This is a genomic window from Pseudomonas sp. F-14 TE3482 (assembly GCF_053629455.1).
The window spans coordinates 47,088-61,070 of sequence record NZ_JBRJII010000001.1 but is presented as its reverse complement, the minus strand read 5'-3'; the positions used below and the strand labels follow the sequence as shown (position 1 = coordinate 61,070).

The window sequence follows — 13,983 nt, the reverse complement described above, 5'->3', positions numbered from 1 at the left end:
CGTTGTGGCATTTCATCACGGCTAGGCTCCTGCCAATTTGGAAACGCCAAGCAGCGCCGCGAGGGGGCAGCGTTTGGGTCCTGCGCGATAAGGGCTCGAAATCCATTTCTTATCCTTCAAAAATTCCAGTCTGCTGGAAATACCAAAATCCATTAGCGTAATGGCACTATAGTATTGCCTTGCTGAAGCGGGTGTCTACGCCCTAGCGTGATTTGCTGACGGAGCGTTTTTGCGCGTCAGCCAATAAAGCCTGATGTGCCATCGATCTAGAGCAGGATAGACGGCTTTTTACGGTTGTGTTGCATGGCAGCAGGCTCGAGTGTTGTGGAGCTCCGGTAAGCCGCCATATCGCCGCTATTTGTGAGCATATCCTTAGCAAGCACGATTTTAAGAGGGCGGGTGATGTGATTATCAAGATGTTGTCGACCGGTCTCATTTTGTCAAAAACGGTCGGGAAGGCGATACGTATCGAATCAGACGTGTTTAGGAATTTATAGAGGACTTAATAAGAGTGGTTAAAGGCGGTTAGGAGTGGCATGATGAAATATTTATATTTATATTTAGGGTGAGTTTTTCCGCCTGCCGGCGGTGCGATATACACCTATCAAAAAAAGAATACAGGATGTTATATGAGAAAAGTGTGGGGTTTGATTCGTTCAGAAAGCTTCATGGCTATCGTCGCAATAGTGGGTTTTGGTTTCGCAATTTATCAGACATATTTTTACGAGCGTCGCGGTGAAATAACTGTAACCCTGACGCCCCCTACAAGGTTGTTGGATATCCGCAAAGCTGTAGGTGGACTTGATGTATCTTATGCTGGTGAAAATTTAAGGGATGGTAAAAAGACTCTTTGGGTCGTCAGTGCGACCATCAGGAATGATGGAAATGCAGAAATCAGAAAAGGAGACTTTGATGATAACGATTTGGTTGGGTTTCGTGTTGAGAAAGGCAAAGTGGTCGATACTCCATCATTGCGCACTTCAGTTGATTATCTTCAAAGAAACCTGTCGCTGATTCAACACGAAAATCAGATAACTATGACGTCAGCAATCATAGAGCCGGGCGATACAATATTTATCAGCTTTCTAGTGTTGGGGGATGAAAGCAGTGGGCCTGCTATTTCTCCTCTCGGGAAAGTTGCCGGCTCTCCCTCAATACAGTTCAGAAGCGCTGAAGATACCCAACATAGTACTCTATTGGATAGTGTAATAGGCTCCGATAAATGGTGGGTTCAACCTTTGAGAATGTTGTTTTATTTTGCTGCTTTTGTTGCGGCAGCGGCGATAGTAGGTAGTTTGGTCGGTGCTTGTGTGGTGCTAATCGACAAGGTTAAGGAGGCAAAAAAGAGGGACGCAAGGCGTAGTCGTGTAGATAAATATAAGCATGAAGAAACTGTTACAAAAGAGGCGCGTGCGCTAGGCTTTATTTATGTATCTAAAGGTGAGAAAGCCATCCATAGGTTGTATAGGCTTCTTCAGTTTTTAGAAGTTCGAGCAATTTTGAGGGAGCGCTTGGATAAGGTGTATTCTGGCGAGGAACTGGAGTGGATTGCCTCAAAGTGCTTCCGTATTCCATCCTATCAAAGAGGGTTCATGAAGGATCTGAAATCTTTTGGGTTTTCCATAAGCGATAGCTCCTCTTCGGATGAAGTGAAAAGTTGGGTTTTTGAGCTTGAAGAGATTGCCAGGTACTTAGTGATTAATTTGGATTCAGAATTCCCGTCAGATATGCTTCATTTTGAGTCAGGGTTTGATGTCGAAGCACACCTGATAGAGATGGAAGATGATTATGCGATCGTTACGTCTACTAAGGTTAAGCGGTAGATGTACGGGTTGCCAAGCGGCTTTGTCCCCTGATTTTTAGTCATGTCGAATGACTGCTTTGGCCGAACGCGACATTTTGTCTTTGCATTAGAATCGTTTTGGGCGTACTTGAAAATAAAGCGTCATCAGGCTGTAAGCTTACAATGAGAGTTTTAAATTTTTTCGCCTTAAGAACAAGGGCCCTCTTGGGCCCTTTTTCAGATGGAGCGATCTTACCTTTTCAGCCAGCTTTCAACTTCGTCGGAGCCGTGCTTGGTTTTCCACTCTTTCAGCGTCTTGTGATTGCCACCTTTGGTCTCTACGACTTCGCCGGTGTGAGGGTTTTTGTAAGTCTTCAGCTGGCGAGGCTTACGCGTGCCGGGTGTGGCAGTTGAAGCTTGACCTCGCTTGCTGCTCTGCGGATCCAGCAAATTGATGATGTGCTTCAGGCTGAAACCATACTGATCCAGCAGCCCACGCAGCTTGGTCTCGAACTCGATTTCTTTCTTCAGCGCGGCATCGCCCTTGAGTGCTTCCAGAGCCTGGAGCTGCTCGGCCAAGTGTTTTTCCAGCTGACGGTATTCGGCAAGTTTGGACATTAGCGTTTCCTGAAAGATTTTTTTGAAGATGTTTATCTGAATAGTAATACAGCATACAAGTTCAACATTGTTTTCGGCCTTTTAACTGGCTTTCGACGTGGCTCATTTCGGCCTTGATCAAATTGACAGTTAGTGCCTGGACCTTCGAGGCTTTTGCGGTTTTGATGTCCACGATTTTCAGCAATGCGGTCAAATGATTTTTGCGCGCCTTCAAGGTGTCGGTCCAACTCGCGCTGCTTTGTATTTGGGTGATCATGATCTTTATCCTGACAGGTCTTTAAAGAGCCCGCCTGTGCGGGCCCTTTCAGGTGTCTCAGCGCGTTACAATGAGAGAACGTCTTGCACGGTGTACTTGTAGGAGCGCTCCGACAAATCGCTGCTAGTCCAGTTACCGAATCTTTCACCTTCTTCAGGTAGCACCAACTTCCTCAGACTAATTTGATCGCCACCAACTAGGTTAATGGCCGCCCAGAGCTTTCCCCCCATGTCCAGCAATGCTTGAGCCTTTTCGTTCCACTGTTCCTCCAAGACCGTCCGCGCCAGATACAGTGCTTTTCTTTCGATGGCTTTATGTTCCTTTTGAGCCTCGGCGATGTATTGGTCAACGGTGGCCAGCTCGTGCTCCAGTGCGGTCATGATCAGGTGTTGTCGACGATTGTGCTCGGTCGCAGACGCGAGGTTTTTCGCAGCCTTCTGCGCTTCTGCGTTGGCGTTCTTTTCGCCCTCGGTGTCGCCCCATGCCACGGCTTGGGCATAAGCGGTTGCTGCATCGGTTTCGGCTTGCCGTGCTTTCGCCAAGTCTTCGGCTGCTTGCTGCCGGATCTGTTCCAAACGGGCACTGAGGCTGTCCCGCTTTTCGTTGAGTTCTTGTTCGTCCGCTTTCCAATTCGCCATCGAGTCGGTGTAACCCGTCATTAAGGTTTCGTGATTGGCGAGATTCTCGCGTCGCGCAATCTTATTGCTAATGATGCTGGCGTGATGCATTCGAGAGTCGTAAGGGATTTTCAGGGTGTTGTACTGTTTCCGTATTTCATATGCTCGATCAGCATCCATCATCTCGTCGCTCTCCAGCAGCTCTTCCAGCGGAGCTATCTCGGTATGCAGCTGTTCGGCTTCCCTCAGGTATTTGTCCCGTTCGATTTTCAGTTTTTCGATCTCGTTCAGCAGCAGCTGTTTCTTTTCGCAATGGCCGATCGTTTCACTGGCGTCTGGCACAACCTCTGAAAGTCCTGCGACTCCAAGGCCTTCCAGTTCATGGGGTAGCGGTTCGCGTTGCTCTGTCGGTGCTTGAAATTCGTTCATCTGTCTTGTTCCTTTGAAATTTGATTTGGGTTGAATGACCGGCTGGCGAGGCCGGAAATAAGCCGGCGCTACCTCGATCAGCAGAGATGCCCTCAGGCAGCCCGAGCCTCGCTCTCATCCGTTCCCGGAATCGTCTTCACGATGTAGCAGCGTTGCGGTCCGAGGCCGGGCAACCGGACCAGACTCGACGCCTTACCGTCGCTGCCCGGCTCCAGCACGCCGCGCTGCAACAGTTCCTTGTTCACTGCGTTGATGTTCATGCCCCGGAAGATCTCGGAGCGCCACGCCTCAGGCAGCACGTAATAGGTGTTGGTGGTGTGCATGGTGTCGCCCATGCCGTGCTCGAGCGTCTTGCGAAAGCCGAGACGGTCGATCGTGCGCGGGCCGTGTTCGTCGATCTTTGCCGCCGCCGATTCCCAGCGGGTAAAGCGGCTTTCTCCAAAGCGCTCGATGACCTGGCGCAGGCGCGCCAAGATCGCATCGCCCTCGAAATTACCGGCGCCGCCGCGCTCGTTCAGCCATGCGTTCAAACACACGCGGGCGGCAGTCGTGGCGGTCCCGTCCGGCCAGCCGGTGATGCCCATTGCGGTGGCCAGCTCGCCAGCCGCAGCCGCGAGGCCGAAGCGAGCAGCAGCACGGTGTGCCTGTCCGCTGGCGGATGCCGGGAGAGACTTGGCGATAAAACCTTCCAGCGTGCGGCGCAGGATGGACGACCAGCCGTGACGCTTGCCGGGTTCGCACAGCGCCGTCAGGAAGGCAGTGAGTGGTGTGCCGTAGTAGTTCGCCACCCGTGCCTTGAGCGCGTCGGACAATGCTGCGGCGTCTTCAAAGCCGTTGAGCGTGTCGAACATGCCGAGACCTTTGCTGGCATCGGCCGGTACGGCGAGCATGCGCACCTCCATACCCGCTTTCAGCTCCTTGTTCGCTTCGGCCATGTGCTGGGCCAGCGTCTTCTCGCCAGTGGAGAGAAACAGCAGCCGCCACTCCTGAACCTGTCGGCCTGCTTGGCCCCGGTCGTTGGCGCGGGCCTTGCCGGTGCCGTTACCGAGCATGTACACCGTCTCGCCGATGATGCGCGCATCGCACATGCCGATTTCGTCCAGCACCAGGAGGCCGTCGGAATGCGCGGCGGCGATGGATTCCAGCGCGTTATCGGTGGAGCGCCACGAACGCACCAGACGCGGTCCGCCATAGATCGAGGCGGCAACTTGCAGGTGAGTGGTCTTGCCACCCGAGCTGTCGCCATACAGGTGAAAGCCGCCCGACTCATGGCCGAGCATGTGTAGCAGCGGACCAGCGAATGCCACGCCGACCACGAACGCCAAGCGATGGTTGCCGACACACAGCGCGCCGATCTGCTGCTGCCATTGCTCCAGCGTGCCCGCTTCGCTGATCGGTGGAAGCTGCGCACCAGCCTCGTAGAAGTGCAGGTGTTCGCTGTGCGCGCCGACCTGCTGCTCGGGCAACAGAAAAGCGCTGTCGTGCCAACCCAAACGGGTGACCAGTCGAGCCCTTTGCGCGCTGTCGAAGCCGCCAAGGTAGCTCTGCAAGTCGTTGCGTGTGTTACGCCCCGAACGACTCCCTGCGAGACGTAAACCCATGTCCACCAGAGGCCCTAGAACGTCTTTGCCAAAGTCGCCGGTCATAGTGCGCGCCGGGATGTTCCAGCGCTTCTTGGTGCCGTCTGGATCGTCGAATTCGACCAACAGGCCCCAGTTGTGGCCTTTCTCATCACGGGTACGAGCGAGGATTTCCAGAGGCGAACACACCGGGCGCGCCTCGCCGTCGTCGCCGGCATAAAACACCCCTTCGGGCGTAAGGCGAAAGCCACCGGGCATCAAGTCATTTTTCGATTTCGTCGGGCGCTTGGCCGCTGGTTTCGTCTTCGCCTCCGGCTTGGCTTCGGTCGGTTCCGTCGCCGACTTTTCCACAGGCAAACCGAACAGTTCACCGTTGCTTTCCAGCTCGGCGATATGAGCGGCTGTCCAGCCTTTGGCGAGCGCATCGGCCGCATCGTCGCCCTCATCCCATTGACCACCTTTGGCAAAGGCGGCGCTCTCGTTCTTCAGCGTGGGCTTGCGTGTGAACACGTCCAACGCGATGACCCGGACCGAGGCGGCGCCAATTTCGCGCAGCTTGTCGGCCACAGTCTCCATGCAGGCTTTGCCGCTGTCGTCGTTGTCCGGCCACACCAGCACGTCGCGCCCTTTGAGTGGTGTCAGGTTGGCTTTGTGCCAGGAGTTGGAACCGTTCGGCCAGCAGGTGGCCACGTAACCGGGCAACAGTTCGGCGGCGGCGTCGGCAGCCTTCTCGCCTTCGCAGAGAACAACCGGTGCATCACCGCGCTGAGTCAGTTCATCAAGGCGCAGCAACGGGCGCGGATCCGGCAGACCTTGCCACCGCCATTGCTTGGTTTGGCCATCGGCGCGCTGACACCATGTCAGTGGCGCAAAGACCTTCTTGGGCTTGCCGTCTTCATTAGGGCCGAGGTCGAAGCGGTAAAGCGCCATAAGTGGCTGGCCCTGCGTGTCACGGTAGATCCACACCTTGGAAGGTGCGCCATGATCCCGGTGCTTGGCCGGGCACTTATTCATGGCCTCGGCCGGGATCGGCTGGATGGCGATCCACTGCGGTGCTTTGGCCTTGCTGGGAGCTGCCTTCGCCTGGGCGACGCCGGGCGAGACGTTGAGCAAGTCAGCCAGCTTGTTGCAGGCCTCGACATCGGTGCCTCCGTCCAGATAGCGCACCAGATCGATCAGATCGCCACCCTTGTCACCGGTAGCGAAGTCGGCCCACGTGCCCTTGCTCAAATTGACCTTGAGCGACCCGGCGCGTTTATCGCTGCGGGTCGGATTAGGCGCGGTGTATTCCTTGCCGCCATCCACGCGCTTGCCGTTGGGCAGCCAGTGCGTCAGGACGCGATCAGTGTCTTTCAGCGCGGCGGCTTTCACGTCGGCGAAGCTAGGACGTTTTGCGGTGCTGTTTGGACGTTGGCTCATACGTCGGCCCTCGGCAGAAACAGCGCGTCGTTGATGTCATCGATCAGCGCTTTGGCCATTTCACCGAGGTACAGGGCTGGCCAACTGAAACGCTCGCCCTGATCGCTCACGGCGGCGTCGAAAGTGAGCTGGTTGGCGTGATGCTGGAGCAGCGACGCCATCTCCAGCGCATCCTCAACCGGAATACCAGCATTGACCCGGAACAGCTTCAAATCGGTGGCGTTGACGCGGGTAAATGTGGCGCGGCCCAGCGTGGTGGAAGCAGTCATAACGCACCGCCTTTTTGTACGGCGGGAGTCGAGGTAGTGTCACCGTGCAAGGCGAGCGTCTTGATCAGGCCGAGGGTGCCGCGCACGTCCCAAAGGACGGCGGCTATGACGTGGTTAGCGAGGCGCGAGGATTCGCTTTCGAAGTGATCCTCAAGCAGCGTCAGCACCGAGTCGGCGCGATCAATGGCGCAAGTAATGGCGTCGATGGGCACGCCGGCTTCAGCGGTCGTGCTGACGCACAGCAGATCTTCGGGCAGAGCACAGCTCAGGGCGTTGTTCATTGGGCACCGCCTGCGGCTTCGAGTGCGCGAGCTTTGGCCATGTGGTTGTTGTAGCGGGAGAGACGAGTAGCGAGGCTGGAGTTGGCGTGTAAAGCGGCGAGAGCCATTGCACGGTGTGCAGCGGCGCGAATTTTGGACGGATTGAGGGCGTGTTGCATGTGAGGCTCCTTGTACTGAGGAACCGTCACCGTCTGCCGCCAAGCAGATTTGGGTGACGGATTGCGCAGGATTGGCGGACCGGCGTACAAGGAGACCGGCGCACCCGAGGGTGCTCCTACGCAACCCGCCATGACACGGGAGTGCGGGCACAAAAAAAGCGCCTGCAATCGTAATGGGGGCGCTGTTGCGCCTTGTACTGTTTGGGCCGCCAAGCCCATTCGCTGAATTTGCAGCGACGGCCAGAGAGTAACGTCCGTTTTTCGAAAGTGCAACTGCGTTGATGACTTGCGGTTTTCTCAGGTGCGGCATAAATTGTTCGTGCATGTAGATTTACCTCAACGCCTCCGGATCGCCCCCGGAGGCGTTTTCGTTTCAGGCGTGGGCTTCCCAGCGTAGGGAAAGGAGGGGCAGAAAACCGCCGTTGAGCATGGAGCGAGCGTCTTCGTAGGCATGCGTTTGCTGGCCTTCGTCGACAATCACGGCTCCAGTGTTTTTGCAGTGGAGGGAGAGGGCGCACCAGGTGCCGTCGGACCAGCTGAGTACACTGACCACTCGCCCCTGTTTGTCCTGCTGGCTGCGGTAGCGCTCAAGGCGTTGCATGAGGCGCGGCGAAAAACCGATCCGGCGCAGCACGGAAAAGGGATGCATCAACGCGTTATTGGCAATCGGACGGCTCATGCGGCCTCCTGCACGGTGGCAAGCAGCGGCGGCGGTGTTTCACCTTTGAGCCAAGCCAAGACTTTGCTGTCCTCGGCGCACCGTCGGCGGTGTTCTACAGCCAGAAGATCGCGCTGCTGTGCGAGGCATTCATCCACGTAGCTGGACAGATCGGACGTCATGCGCATTTCATGGTGCAGGCGTTCGCTAGCGATTTTTTCCTCCGCAAGATCCTGCTCGGTGATGTGTCGCCATACCGCCGGATCATTCGCGTAACCGGTCGATTGATCGACCAGCCAATACGTGACCCAGTTGGTCATGCCCAGCGATTTTAGGGCGGTGCGGCGGCCCTCTTTCATCGCGAAATGGCCCGTACCGTGGATGCTGGAAAACTCCCTGCGTACCGCGTTTTTGCGGATCAGTTCAGGCAATTCCCACGGATTAGGTTTAAGCGGAAGGACCAAGCCATCAGGGTTAAAAAAGAAGGCCTCTTGTTCCTCCCCGTTCCAGCTCACGCCCGCGATGGTGTGGTGTCGCCAGTTGATTGCCCCAGCTTGATAGAGGCGAAATCCGATGCTGTAGGAGTCAAGAAAGGGGCCTTTGAATGGGCTGTAGTTGCGCTTCATGCGGCCACCTGGTCACGCGCCTCGATGCGGCTGCGTGCCCATGCATGCACTTCGGAAAGAACCCAAGCCACAGGGGCGCCGCGTGCGTTGCTGTTGCTCAATTTGACGGGTTGGGGAAAGCCACAGTCGGGGCGCTGCATGAGCTTGTAGATGGTGGAGCGCTTCATTCCAACGATGCCCTCCAACTCTCGCATTCTGATCAGAGTCGAAGATGCGTCAAAGTGTGATGGGGCATTGGCGGGTGACTTGCGGGAAAATTCGGTGACGGAGGTGTTCATAGGTATTGCTCTCGATTGATTTGGACTGACGAGAGCAATGGTCTAGAGATTGATCGGCGGTGAGCAGTTCACTTCCAATTGAAATTTCAATTACAAAACGAAATTGCGTTTGAGAATAGCCTCCACGCTTTTGCGAGTCAGGGCCTTTTCGGTCTCGAGGGCGACCCATTCAGGGCGCTGCCTTAGTGGTTTAGAGACTTCTCGTTTCAGCCAGGCATGCACGGCTGTTGTGACGTTTTTTATTGGCATGCCCTTCGCCAAATAATGGTCAGCTTGCTTAATGATTGCAGTGTCTCGGGCGTTGACGTCCTCGCTTCGCTCCATCCCGCTGATGATGCCGCCTTTGCTGCGGATAGCTGACCTGATCGCCCGATCAGCGACGGGCGTCAGTTCATCATCAATTAAGCAGGGCAAGGAGGTGATCGGCTCCAAATTAAATACATACTCGTCGAGTGCCTGGGTGCGCTCGTTTGTATCGACCAGCGACTCTACAAATCGGCAGTAAAGATCCCACGGCCAGTTAGTCGGTATTTCCGTGATATGCAACCAGACCGCCTTGTCGGCGGCGCGCATCCAGTCGTTAAGAACTCCCAGTGCTTTGACGGCACAGGCCATGATGTAGGCAGCGTGCGCCTCGCGATCAGTGGCCGAGTAGCAGTTGCTGTATTGACGAACCCAATGAGCGAGGCGCGCTCTGTTGTCAGTAGAGGCGTACTGGAAAATGGTCTCTTCGTGCATCGTTGTCTTGATACACATGCTGCTGAGATCGTTATCGATGCCCTCGGTCTGGATGCGTAGGCAGCACTGATCGATCAAGTAACACACATCGGCGAGCTGTTCACGGCAGAGATCGTAGAGCGGTTGCGCTGAGAGGTAATCGATCAGGCCGGTGGTAAACGCTGAATGCAAGGTGGGTTGATGATCAATCATCGCCAAGATTCCCCAACGTGTAACGCTCGATCCTACGCCCGGCGTTTTCCTGGCGTAACCAGCGAGAATCGCGCTTTAGCCACGGGCGCCGAACGCCAGCCCGCAGCAAGCGTGGGCTGAGTTTGGCGTTACACGCTAGAGAGGCGTTACATGGGGTGTACGTAAAGTCACTCAAACGTGTAACGGGTGGGAAAGCCAATGAAACCGGGTGCTTGGCCAAGGTTGTTACACGAGTAACACACGTGACATGGCTTTTGGAGGGGGGATGGATAAGGAGTCTCATACCGCCTTTCCAAATTGACCTTGCACGACATTGCCAGTTGCTAGCTCATCAAGATGATCCGCATACCACTGCATCATCTTCACTCGATGCTCAAAGTATTGAGCCTTGTTGTACACCCCAGAAATTCCCTCTTCTTTATGAGCAAGCTGCGCTTCAACATGCTCTTTCGGCCAGCCGTGTTCCCGGAGCAGAGTGCTAGCGGTATGGCGAGTACCATGGCCAACCAAGCGGCCCTTGTAACCAACCGTCGCAAAGACTTTGTTGATGGTGTTTTCACTAATGGTCGGGTTCTTAGCGCCGACTCCGGGGAACAGCCATCGACTGCGCCCGGTGAGGCATTGGAGTTCTTTGAGAGCGGATATCGCCTGCTTAGGGAGTGGGCACACGAAATCCCTGCGCATCTTCATCTTAGCGGCAGGTGTCGTCCAGATCGCTTTATCAAGGTCAAACTCTTTCCATTCAGCTAAGCGAACCATTCCCGGTCTCGATGCCGTCCAAATGCAAAGCCATGCGGCAGTTCGGGCTGTCAGTCGGCTGGGGGTGTTTTTCAGCGCTGTCAGAAAGTCGCCAAGCTCTGGTTCCAGCAAATGAGGATGCTGTTGAGTTTTTGGTGCTTGGGCGGCGATATCGCGAAGACGGCTTCCCGGGTCGTTTTCGGTCAAGCCTAATCCAATGGCTCGACCGAAGATCTGATTGATCCAGGTGCGACACTTTTCAGCTACGTTGTGAGCGTCTCTCGCTTCTATGGAGGCTTGGAGATCTGCACAATCTGTGCGGGTGATTTCGTCGAGAGGTTTGTCCCCCAGCGCTGGGAGGATGTCCTTATCGAGGTACGTCCGGATCTTATTGAGGGTAGAAAGGGCAAGACCCTTTTCTTCTTTCGCCTTTAGCCAGGCGTCAGCAGCGGCTCGGAATGTTCGAGTTTTAGCCGCATCGATTGCAGCTTTCGCAGATCGCTTTTGCTCGAGGGGGTCGGCACCGCTACTCACTACTTTGCGTAGTTCGGCAGCTTTGTCCCGTGCCAACGCACCACTTACTTCCGGGTAACCCCCGAGCCCCATCCAAGCCCAATTGCCCGCCGGGCGTTTGTAACGGAGCTGCCAGGATTTACCACCATCGGGTTTGACCCTGAAGTAGAGGCCGTTTCCGTCCAGCTCCCGGTATTCCTTTGATTCCGGCTCCAGCCCCGCAAGTGTCGTGTCTGCTAGAGGGCGGCGCTTGATGTCTGCGCGCTTCATCCTTGTATCCCAAAGTTAGGTATTTTTCTCAGGATACAAGCAGGGATACAGGGATACAACGGATAAGGGGATACAGGCATAGACAGACAGGCACAAAAAAACCGGCCAAGTGGCCGGTTTCTCTGGGTCTGAGAGGCTGGTAGAGACTCTCAGATACTGCTATGTGGTGCCCCGAGGGAGACTCGAACTCCCACTCCTTTCGAAAACGGATTTTGAATCCGCCGCGTCTACCAATTCCGCCATCAGGGCTCAATGGCGGCGAAGTATAGAGATGAGATAACCGTTGGTCAATCAGGTACATGGAGAATTTTTGATATTTCCGCTAGACTTCCCGGCCCTGCTAGACGAACCCCATCATGCGCGTTGCTGACTTTACCTTTGAGCTTCCTGATTCGCTGATTGCTCGCCATCCTTTGGCTGAGCGTCGCGGTAGTCGCCTGTTGACCCTTGACGGGGTCAGCGGCGCCCTGGCACACCGTCAATTCACTGATTTGCTTGAGCATTTGCGCCCGGGCGATTTGATGGTGTTCAACAATACCCGGGTGATTCCGGCGCGGCTGTTTGGCCAGAAGGCTTCCGGCGGCAAGCTGGAAATCCTGGTGGAGCGGGTGCTCGACAGTCATCGCGTGCTGGCCCATGTGCGTTCCAGCAAGTCGCCGAAACCGGGTTCGAAGATCCTGATCGACGGCGGTGGCGAAGCCGAGATGCTGGCGCGTCACGATGCGTTGTTCGAGCTGGGGTTTGCCGAAGAGGTGTTGCCGCTGCTCGACCGCGTCGGGCATATGCCGTTGCCTCCTTATATAGACCGCCCGGATGAAGGCTCGGACCGCGAGCGTTATCAGACGGTCTACGCCGAGCGCCTGGGCGCGGTGGCGGCGCCGACGGCGGGGCTGCATTTCGATCAGCCGCTGATGGAGGCGATTGCCGCCAAGGGCATCGAGACTGCGTTCGTGACCTTGCATGTCGGCGCCGGCACCTTTCAGCCGGTGCGTGTCGAAAAGATTGAAGATCACCACATGCACAGTGAATGGCTGGAAGTCGGCCAGGACGTGGTCGATGCCGTCGAAGCCTGCCGCGCTCGCGGTGGTCGCGTGGTGGCTGTGGGGACCACCAGCGTGCGTTCTCTGGAAAGTGCCGCGCGCGATGGCGTGCTCAAGCCGTTCAGTGGCGATACTGACATCTTTATCTACCCGGGCCGCCCGTTTCATGTGGTCGATGCCCTGGTTACCAACTTCCATTTGCCCGAGTCCACGCTGTTGATGCTGGTTTCGGCGTTCGCCGGTTATCCCGAGACCATGGCCGCCTATAAAGCTGCCGTCGACAACGAATACCGCTTTTTCAGCTACGGTGATGCGATGTTTATCACCCGTAATCCCGCACCTACTGCCCCTAAACAAACAGGCCCAGAGGAAACAGAATGAGTCGCACCAGTCGCATGACCTTTGAGCTCCTAGCCACCGACGGCAAGGCGCGTCGCGGTCGTTTGACCTTCCCGCGCGGTACCGTCGAGACCCCGGCCTTCATGCCGGTGGGCACGTACGGCACGGTCAAGGGCATGCTGCCGCGGGATATCGTCGCCACTGGCGCGGAAATCATTCTGGGTAACACCTTCCACTTGTGGCTGCGTCCTGGCACCGAAGTGATCAAGAAGCACGGCGACCTGCACGATTTCATGCAGTGGAAAGGCCCGATTCTTACAGACTCCGGCGGTTTCCAGGTGTTCAGCCTGGGCGCGATGCGCAAGATCAAGGAGGAGGGCGTGACCTTCGCTTCTCCGGTCGACGGCGCCAAAGTGTTCATGGGCCCGGAAGAGTCGATGCAGGTTCAGCGTGACCTGGGCTCGGACATCGTGATGATTTTCGACGAATGCACCCCGTACCCGGCCGATGAAGACGTCGCTCGCGTATCGATGGAATTGTCGTTGCGTTGGGCCAAGCGCTCGAAAGAAGCCCATGGCGACAACACGGCGGCGCTGTTCGGCATCGTTCAGGGCGGTATGCACCAGGATCTGCGCATGCGCTCCCTGGAAGGCCTCGACAAGATCGGCTTCGATGGCCTGGCCATTGGCGGTCTGTCGGTGGGCGAGCCCAAACACGAGATGATCAAGGTGCTGGATTATCTGCCGGGCCAGATGCCGGCTGACAAACCTCGTTACCTTATGGGCGTTGGCAAACCGGAAGATCTGGTTGAGGGTGTGCGCCGCGGTGTGGACATGTTCGATTGCGTGATGCCAACCCGTAATGCCCGCAATGGGCATCTGTTCATTGATACAGGCGTGCTGAAGATTCGTAACGCGTTCCATCGCCATGATGATTCGCCGCTGGATCCGACCTGCGATTGCTATACCTGCCAGAACTTCTCCCGTGCTTATCTGCATCATCTGGACAAGTGCGGCGAAATGCTGGGTAGCATGTTGAATACCATCCACAATTTGCGCCATTACCAGGTGCTTATGGCTGGTTTGCGCGAGTCTATTCAACAGGGTACATTGGCCGCCTTTGTCGATGCCTTCTACGCCAAACGCGGGTTACCTGTTCCGCCTTTGGACTGAGTTTACTGA

14 protein-coding genes and 1 tRNA gene are annotated in these 13,983 nt (G+C 56.0%); 3 read left to right on the top strand and 12 right to left on the bottom strand.

The window, feature by feature from the left end; translation table 11 throughout:
- The first annotated feature begins 668 nt into the window (after positions 1 to 668).
- On the top strand, positions 669 to 1,823 hold the full coding sequence (locus AB7M26_RS00270; protein WP_429387471.1) for a hypothetical protein: 1,155 nt from the start codon (positions 669 to 671) through the stop codon (positions 1,821 to 1,823).
- Positions 1,824 to 2,035: 212 nt separating this feature from the next.
- Here AB7M26_RS00270 and AB7M26_RS00265 read toward each other — a convergent pair whose 3' ends face one another.
- From AB7M26_RS00265 to AB7M26_RS00210, 12 genes are all read right to left on the bottom strand, one after another.
- Positions 2,036 to 2,401: a histone-like nucleoid-structuring protein, MvaT/MvaU family gene (locus AB7M26_RS00265; protein WP_429387469.1), complete on the bottom strand. Its 366-nt coding sequence runs from the start codon at positions 2,399 to 2,401 to the stop codon at positions 2,036 to 2,038.
- Between the two features lie 321 nt (positions 2,402 to 2,722).
- Positions 2,723 to 3,565, bottom strand: coding sequence for a chromosome segregation protein SMC (locus AB7M26_RS00260; protein WP_429388978.1), 843 nt, complete (start codon positions 3,563 to 3,565; stop codon positions 2,723 to 2,725).
- A gap of 230 nt (positions 3,566 to 3,795) precedes the next feature.
- Positions 3,796 to 6,702 (bottom strand): DUF927 domain-containing protein, encoded by a 2,907-nt coding sequence (locus tag AB7M26_RS00255; RefSeq protein WP_429387466.1) that lies wholly within the window; start codon positions 6,700 to 6,702, stop codon positions 3,796 to 3,798.
- A complete protein-coding gene (locus AB7M26_RS00250) occupies positions 6,699 to 6,971 on the bottom strand; it encodes a DUF3077 domain-containing protein (protein ID WP_429387463.1) in 273 nt (90 codons plus the stop codon). Before AB7M26_RS00250 ends, AB7M26_RS00255 begins: the two co-directional genes overlap by 4 nt.
- Complete coding sequence (locus AB7M26_RS00245) at positions 6,968 to 7,252, bottom strand: hypothetical protein (protein ID WP_429387460.1); 285 nt, start codon at positions 7,250 to 7,252, stop codon at positions 6,968 to 6,970. Before AB7M26_RS00245 ends, AB7M26_RS00250 begins: the two co-directional genes overlap by 4 nt.
- Positions 7,249 to 7,410: a hypothetical protein gene (locus AB7M26_RS00240; protein ID WP_429387457.1), complete on the bottom strand. Its 162-nt coding sequence runs from the start codon at positions 7,408 to 7,410 to the stop codon at positions 7,249 to 7,251. The genes AB7M26_RS00245 and AB7M26_RS00240 overlap by 4 nt, the downstream gene beginning before the upstream one ends.
- A 373-nt stretch (positions 7,411 to 7,783) precedes the next feature.
- Positions 7,784 to 8,089 (bottom strand): hypothetical protein, encoded by a 306-nt coding sequence (locus tag AB7M26_RS00235; protein WP_429387454.1) that lies wholly within the window; start codon positions 8,087 to 8,089, stop codon positions 7,784 to 7,786.
- Entirely contained in the window at positions 8,086 to 8,694 is a 609-nt protein-coding gene (locus AB7M26_RS00230) for a hypothetical protein (RefSeq protein ID WP_429387451.1), read from the bottom strand. The genes AB7M26_RS00235 and AB7M26_RS00230 overlap by 4 nt, the downstream gene beginning before the upstream one ends.
- Complete coding sequence (locus AB7M26_RS00225) at positions 8,691 to 8,972, bottom strand: helix-turn-helix transcriptional regulator (RefSeq protein WP_429387448.1); 282 nt, start codon at positions 8,970 to 8,972, stop codon at positions 8,691 to 8,693. The genes AB7M26_RS00230 and AB7M26_RS00225 overlap by 4 nt, the downstream gene beginning before the upstream one ends.
- A gap of 90 nt (positions 8,973 to 9,062) precedes the next feature.
- Entirely contained in the window at positions 9,063 to 9,902 is an 840-nt protein-coding gene (locus AB7M26_RS00220) for a hypothetical protein (RefSeq protein WP_429387445.1), read from the bottom strand.
- 279 nt (positions 9,903 to 10,181) lie between these two features.
- The gene (locus AB7M26_RS00215) at positions 10,182 to 11,423 is read right to left on the bottom strand and encodes a tyrosine-type recombinase/integrase (RefSeq protein WP_429387442.1); all 1,242 of its coding nucleotides are present in this window, start codon (positions 11,421 to 11,423) and stop codon (positions 10,182 to 10,184) included.
- A 164-nt stretch (positions 11,424 to 11,587) separates the two neighbouring features.
- Positions 11,588 to 11,672 (bottom strand) — tRNA-Leu (locus tag AB7M26_RS00210).
- 107 nt (positions 11,673 to 11,779) lie between these two features.
- On the opposite strand from AB7M26_RS00210, the gene queA reads away from it, so the two are divergent.
- Positions 11,780 to 12,844: a tRNA preQ1(34) S-adenosylmethionine ribosyltransferase-isomerase QueA gene (gene queA / locus AB7M26_RS00205; protein WP_123498037.1), complete on the top strand. Its 1,065-nt coding sequence runs from the start codon at positions 11,780 to 11,782 to the stop codon at positions 12,842 to 12,844.
- Positions 12,845 to 12,858: 14 nt separating this feature from the next.
- Positions 12,859 to 13,974 carry a tRNA guanosine(34) transglycosylase Tgt gene (gene tgt / locus AB7M26_RS00200; RefSeq protein ID WP_185022176.1) on the top strand — a complete coding sequence of 372 codons (1,116 nt, stop codon included), beginning with the start codon at positions 12,859 to 12,861 and terminating at the stop codon, positions 13,972 to 13,974.
- Positions 13,975 to 13,983: the final 9 nt, after the last annotated feature.

Bases quoted from the DNA above. Each gene is read 5' to 3' on its own strand.
- AB7M26_RS00270 (WP_429387471.1), top strand. From the start codon at position 669: ATGGCTATCGTCGCAATAGTGGGTTTTGGTTTCGCAATTTATCAGACA.
- AB7M26_RS00265 (WP_429387469.1), bottom strand. From the start codon at position 2,401: ATGTCCAAACTTGCCGAATACCGTCAGCTGGAAAAACACTTGGCCGAG.
- AB7M26_RS00255 (WP_429387466.1), bottom strand. From the start codon at position 6,702: ATGAGCCAACGTCCAAACAGCACCGCAAAACGTCCTAGCTTCGCCGAC.
- AB7M26_RS00250 (WP_429387463.1), bottom strand. From the start codon at position 6,971: ATGACTGCTTCCACCACGCTGGGCCGCGCCACATTTACCCGCGTCAAC.
- AB7M26_RS00245 (WP_429387460.1), bottom strand. From the start codon at position 7,252: ATGAACAACGCCCTGAGCTGTGCTCTGCCCGAAGATCTGCTGTGCGTC.
- AB7M26_RS00240 (WP_429387457.1), bottom strand. From the start codon at position 7,410: ATGCAACACGCCCTCAATCCGTCCAAAATTCGCGCCGCTGCACACCGT.
- AB7M26_RS00235 (WP_429387454.1), bottom strand. From the start codon at position 8,089: ATGAGCCGTCCGATTGCCAATAACGCGTTGATGCATCCCTTTTCCGTG.
- AB7M26_RS00230 (WP_429387451.1), bottom strand. From the start codon at position 8,694: ATGAAGCGCAACTACAGCCCATTCAAAGGCCCCTTTCTTGACTCCTAC.
- AB7M26_RS00225 (WP_429387448.1), bottom strand. From the start codon at position 8,972: ATGAACACCTCCGTCACCGAATTTTCCCGCAAGTCACCCGCCAATGCC.
- AB7M26_RS00220 (WP_429387445.1), bottom strand. From the start codon at position 9,902: ATGATTGATCATCAACCCACCTTGCATTCAGCGTTTACCACCGGCCTG.
- AB7M26_RS00215 (WP_429387442.1), bottom strand. From the start codon at position 11,423: ATGAAGCGCGCAGACATCAAGCGCCGCCCTCTAGCAGACACGACACTT.
- queA (WP_123498037.1), top strand. From the start codon at position 11,780: ATGCGCGTTGCTGACTTTACCTTTGAGCTTCCTGATTCGCTGATTGCT.
- tgt (WP_185022176.1), top strand. From the start codon at position 12,859: ATGACCTTTGAGCTCCTAGCCACCGACGGCAAGGCGCGTCGCGGTCGT.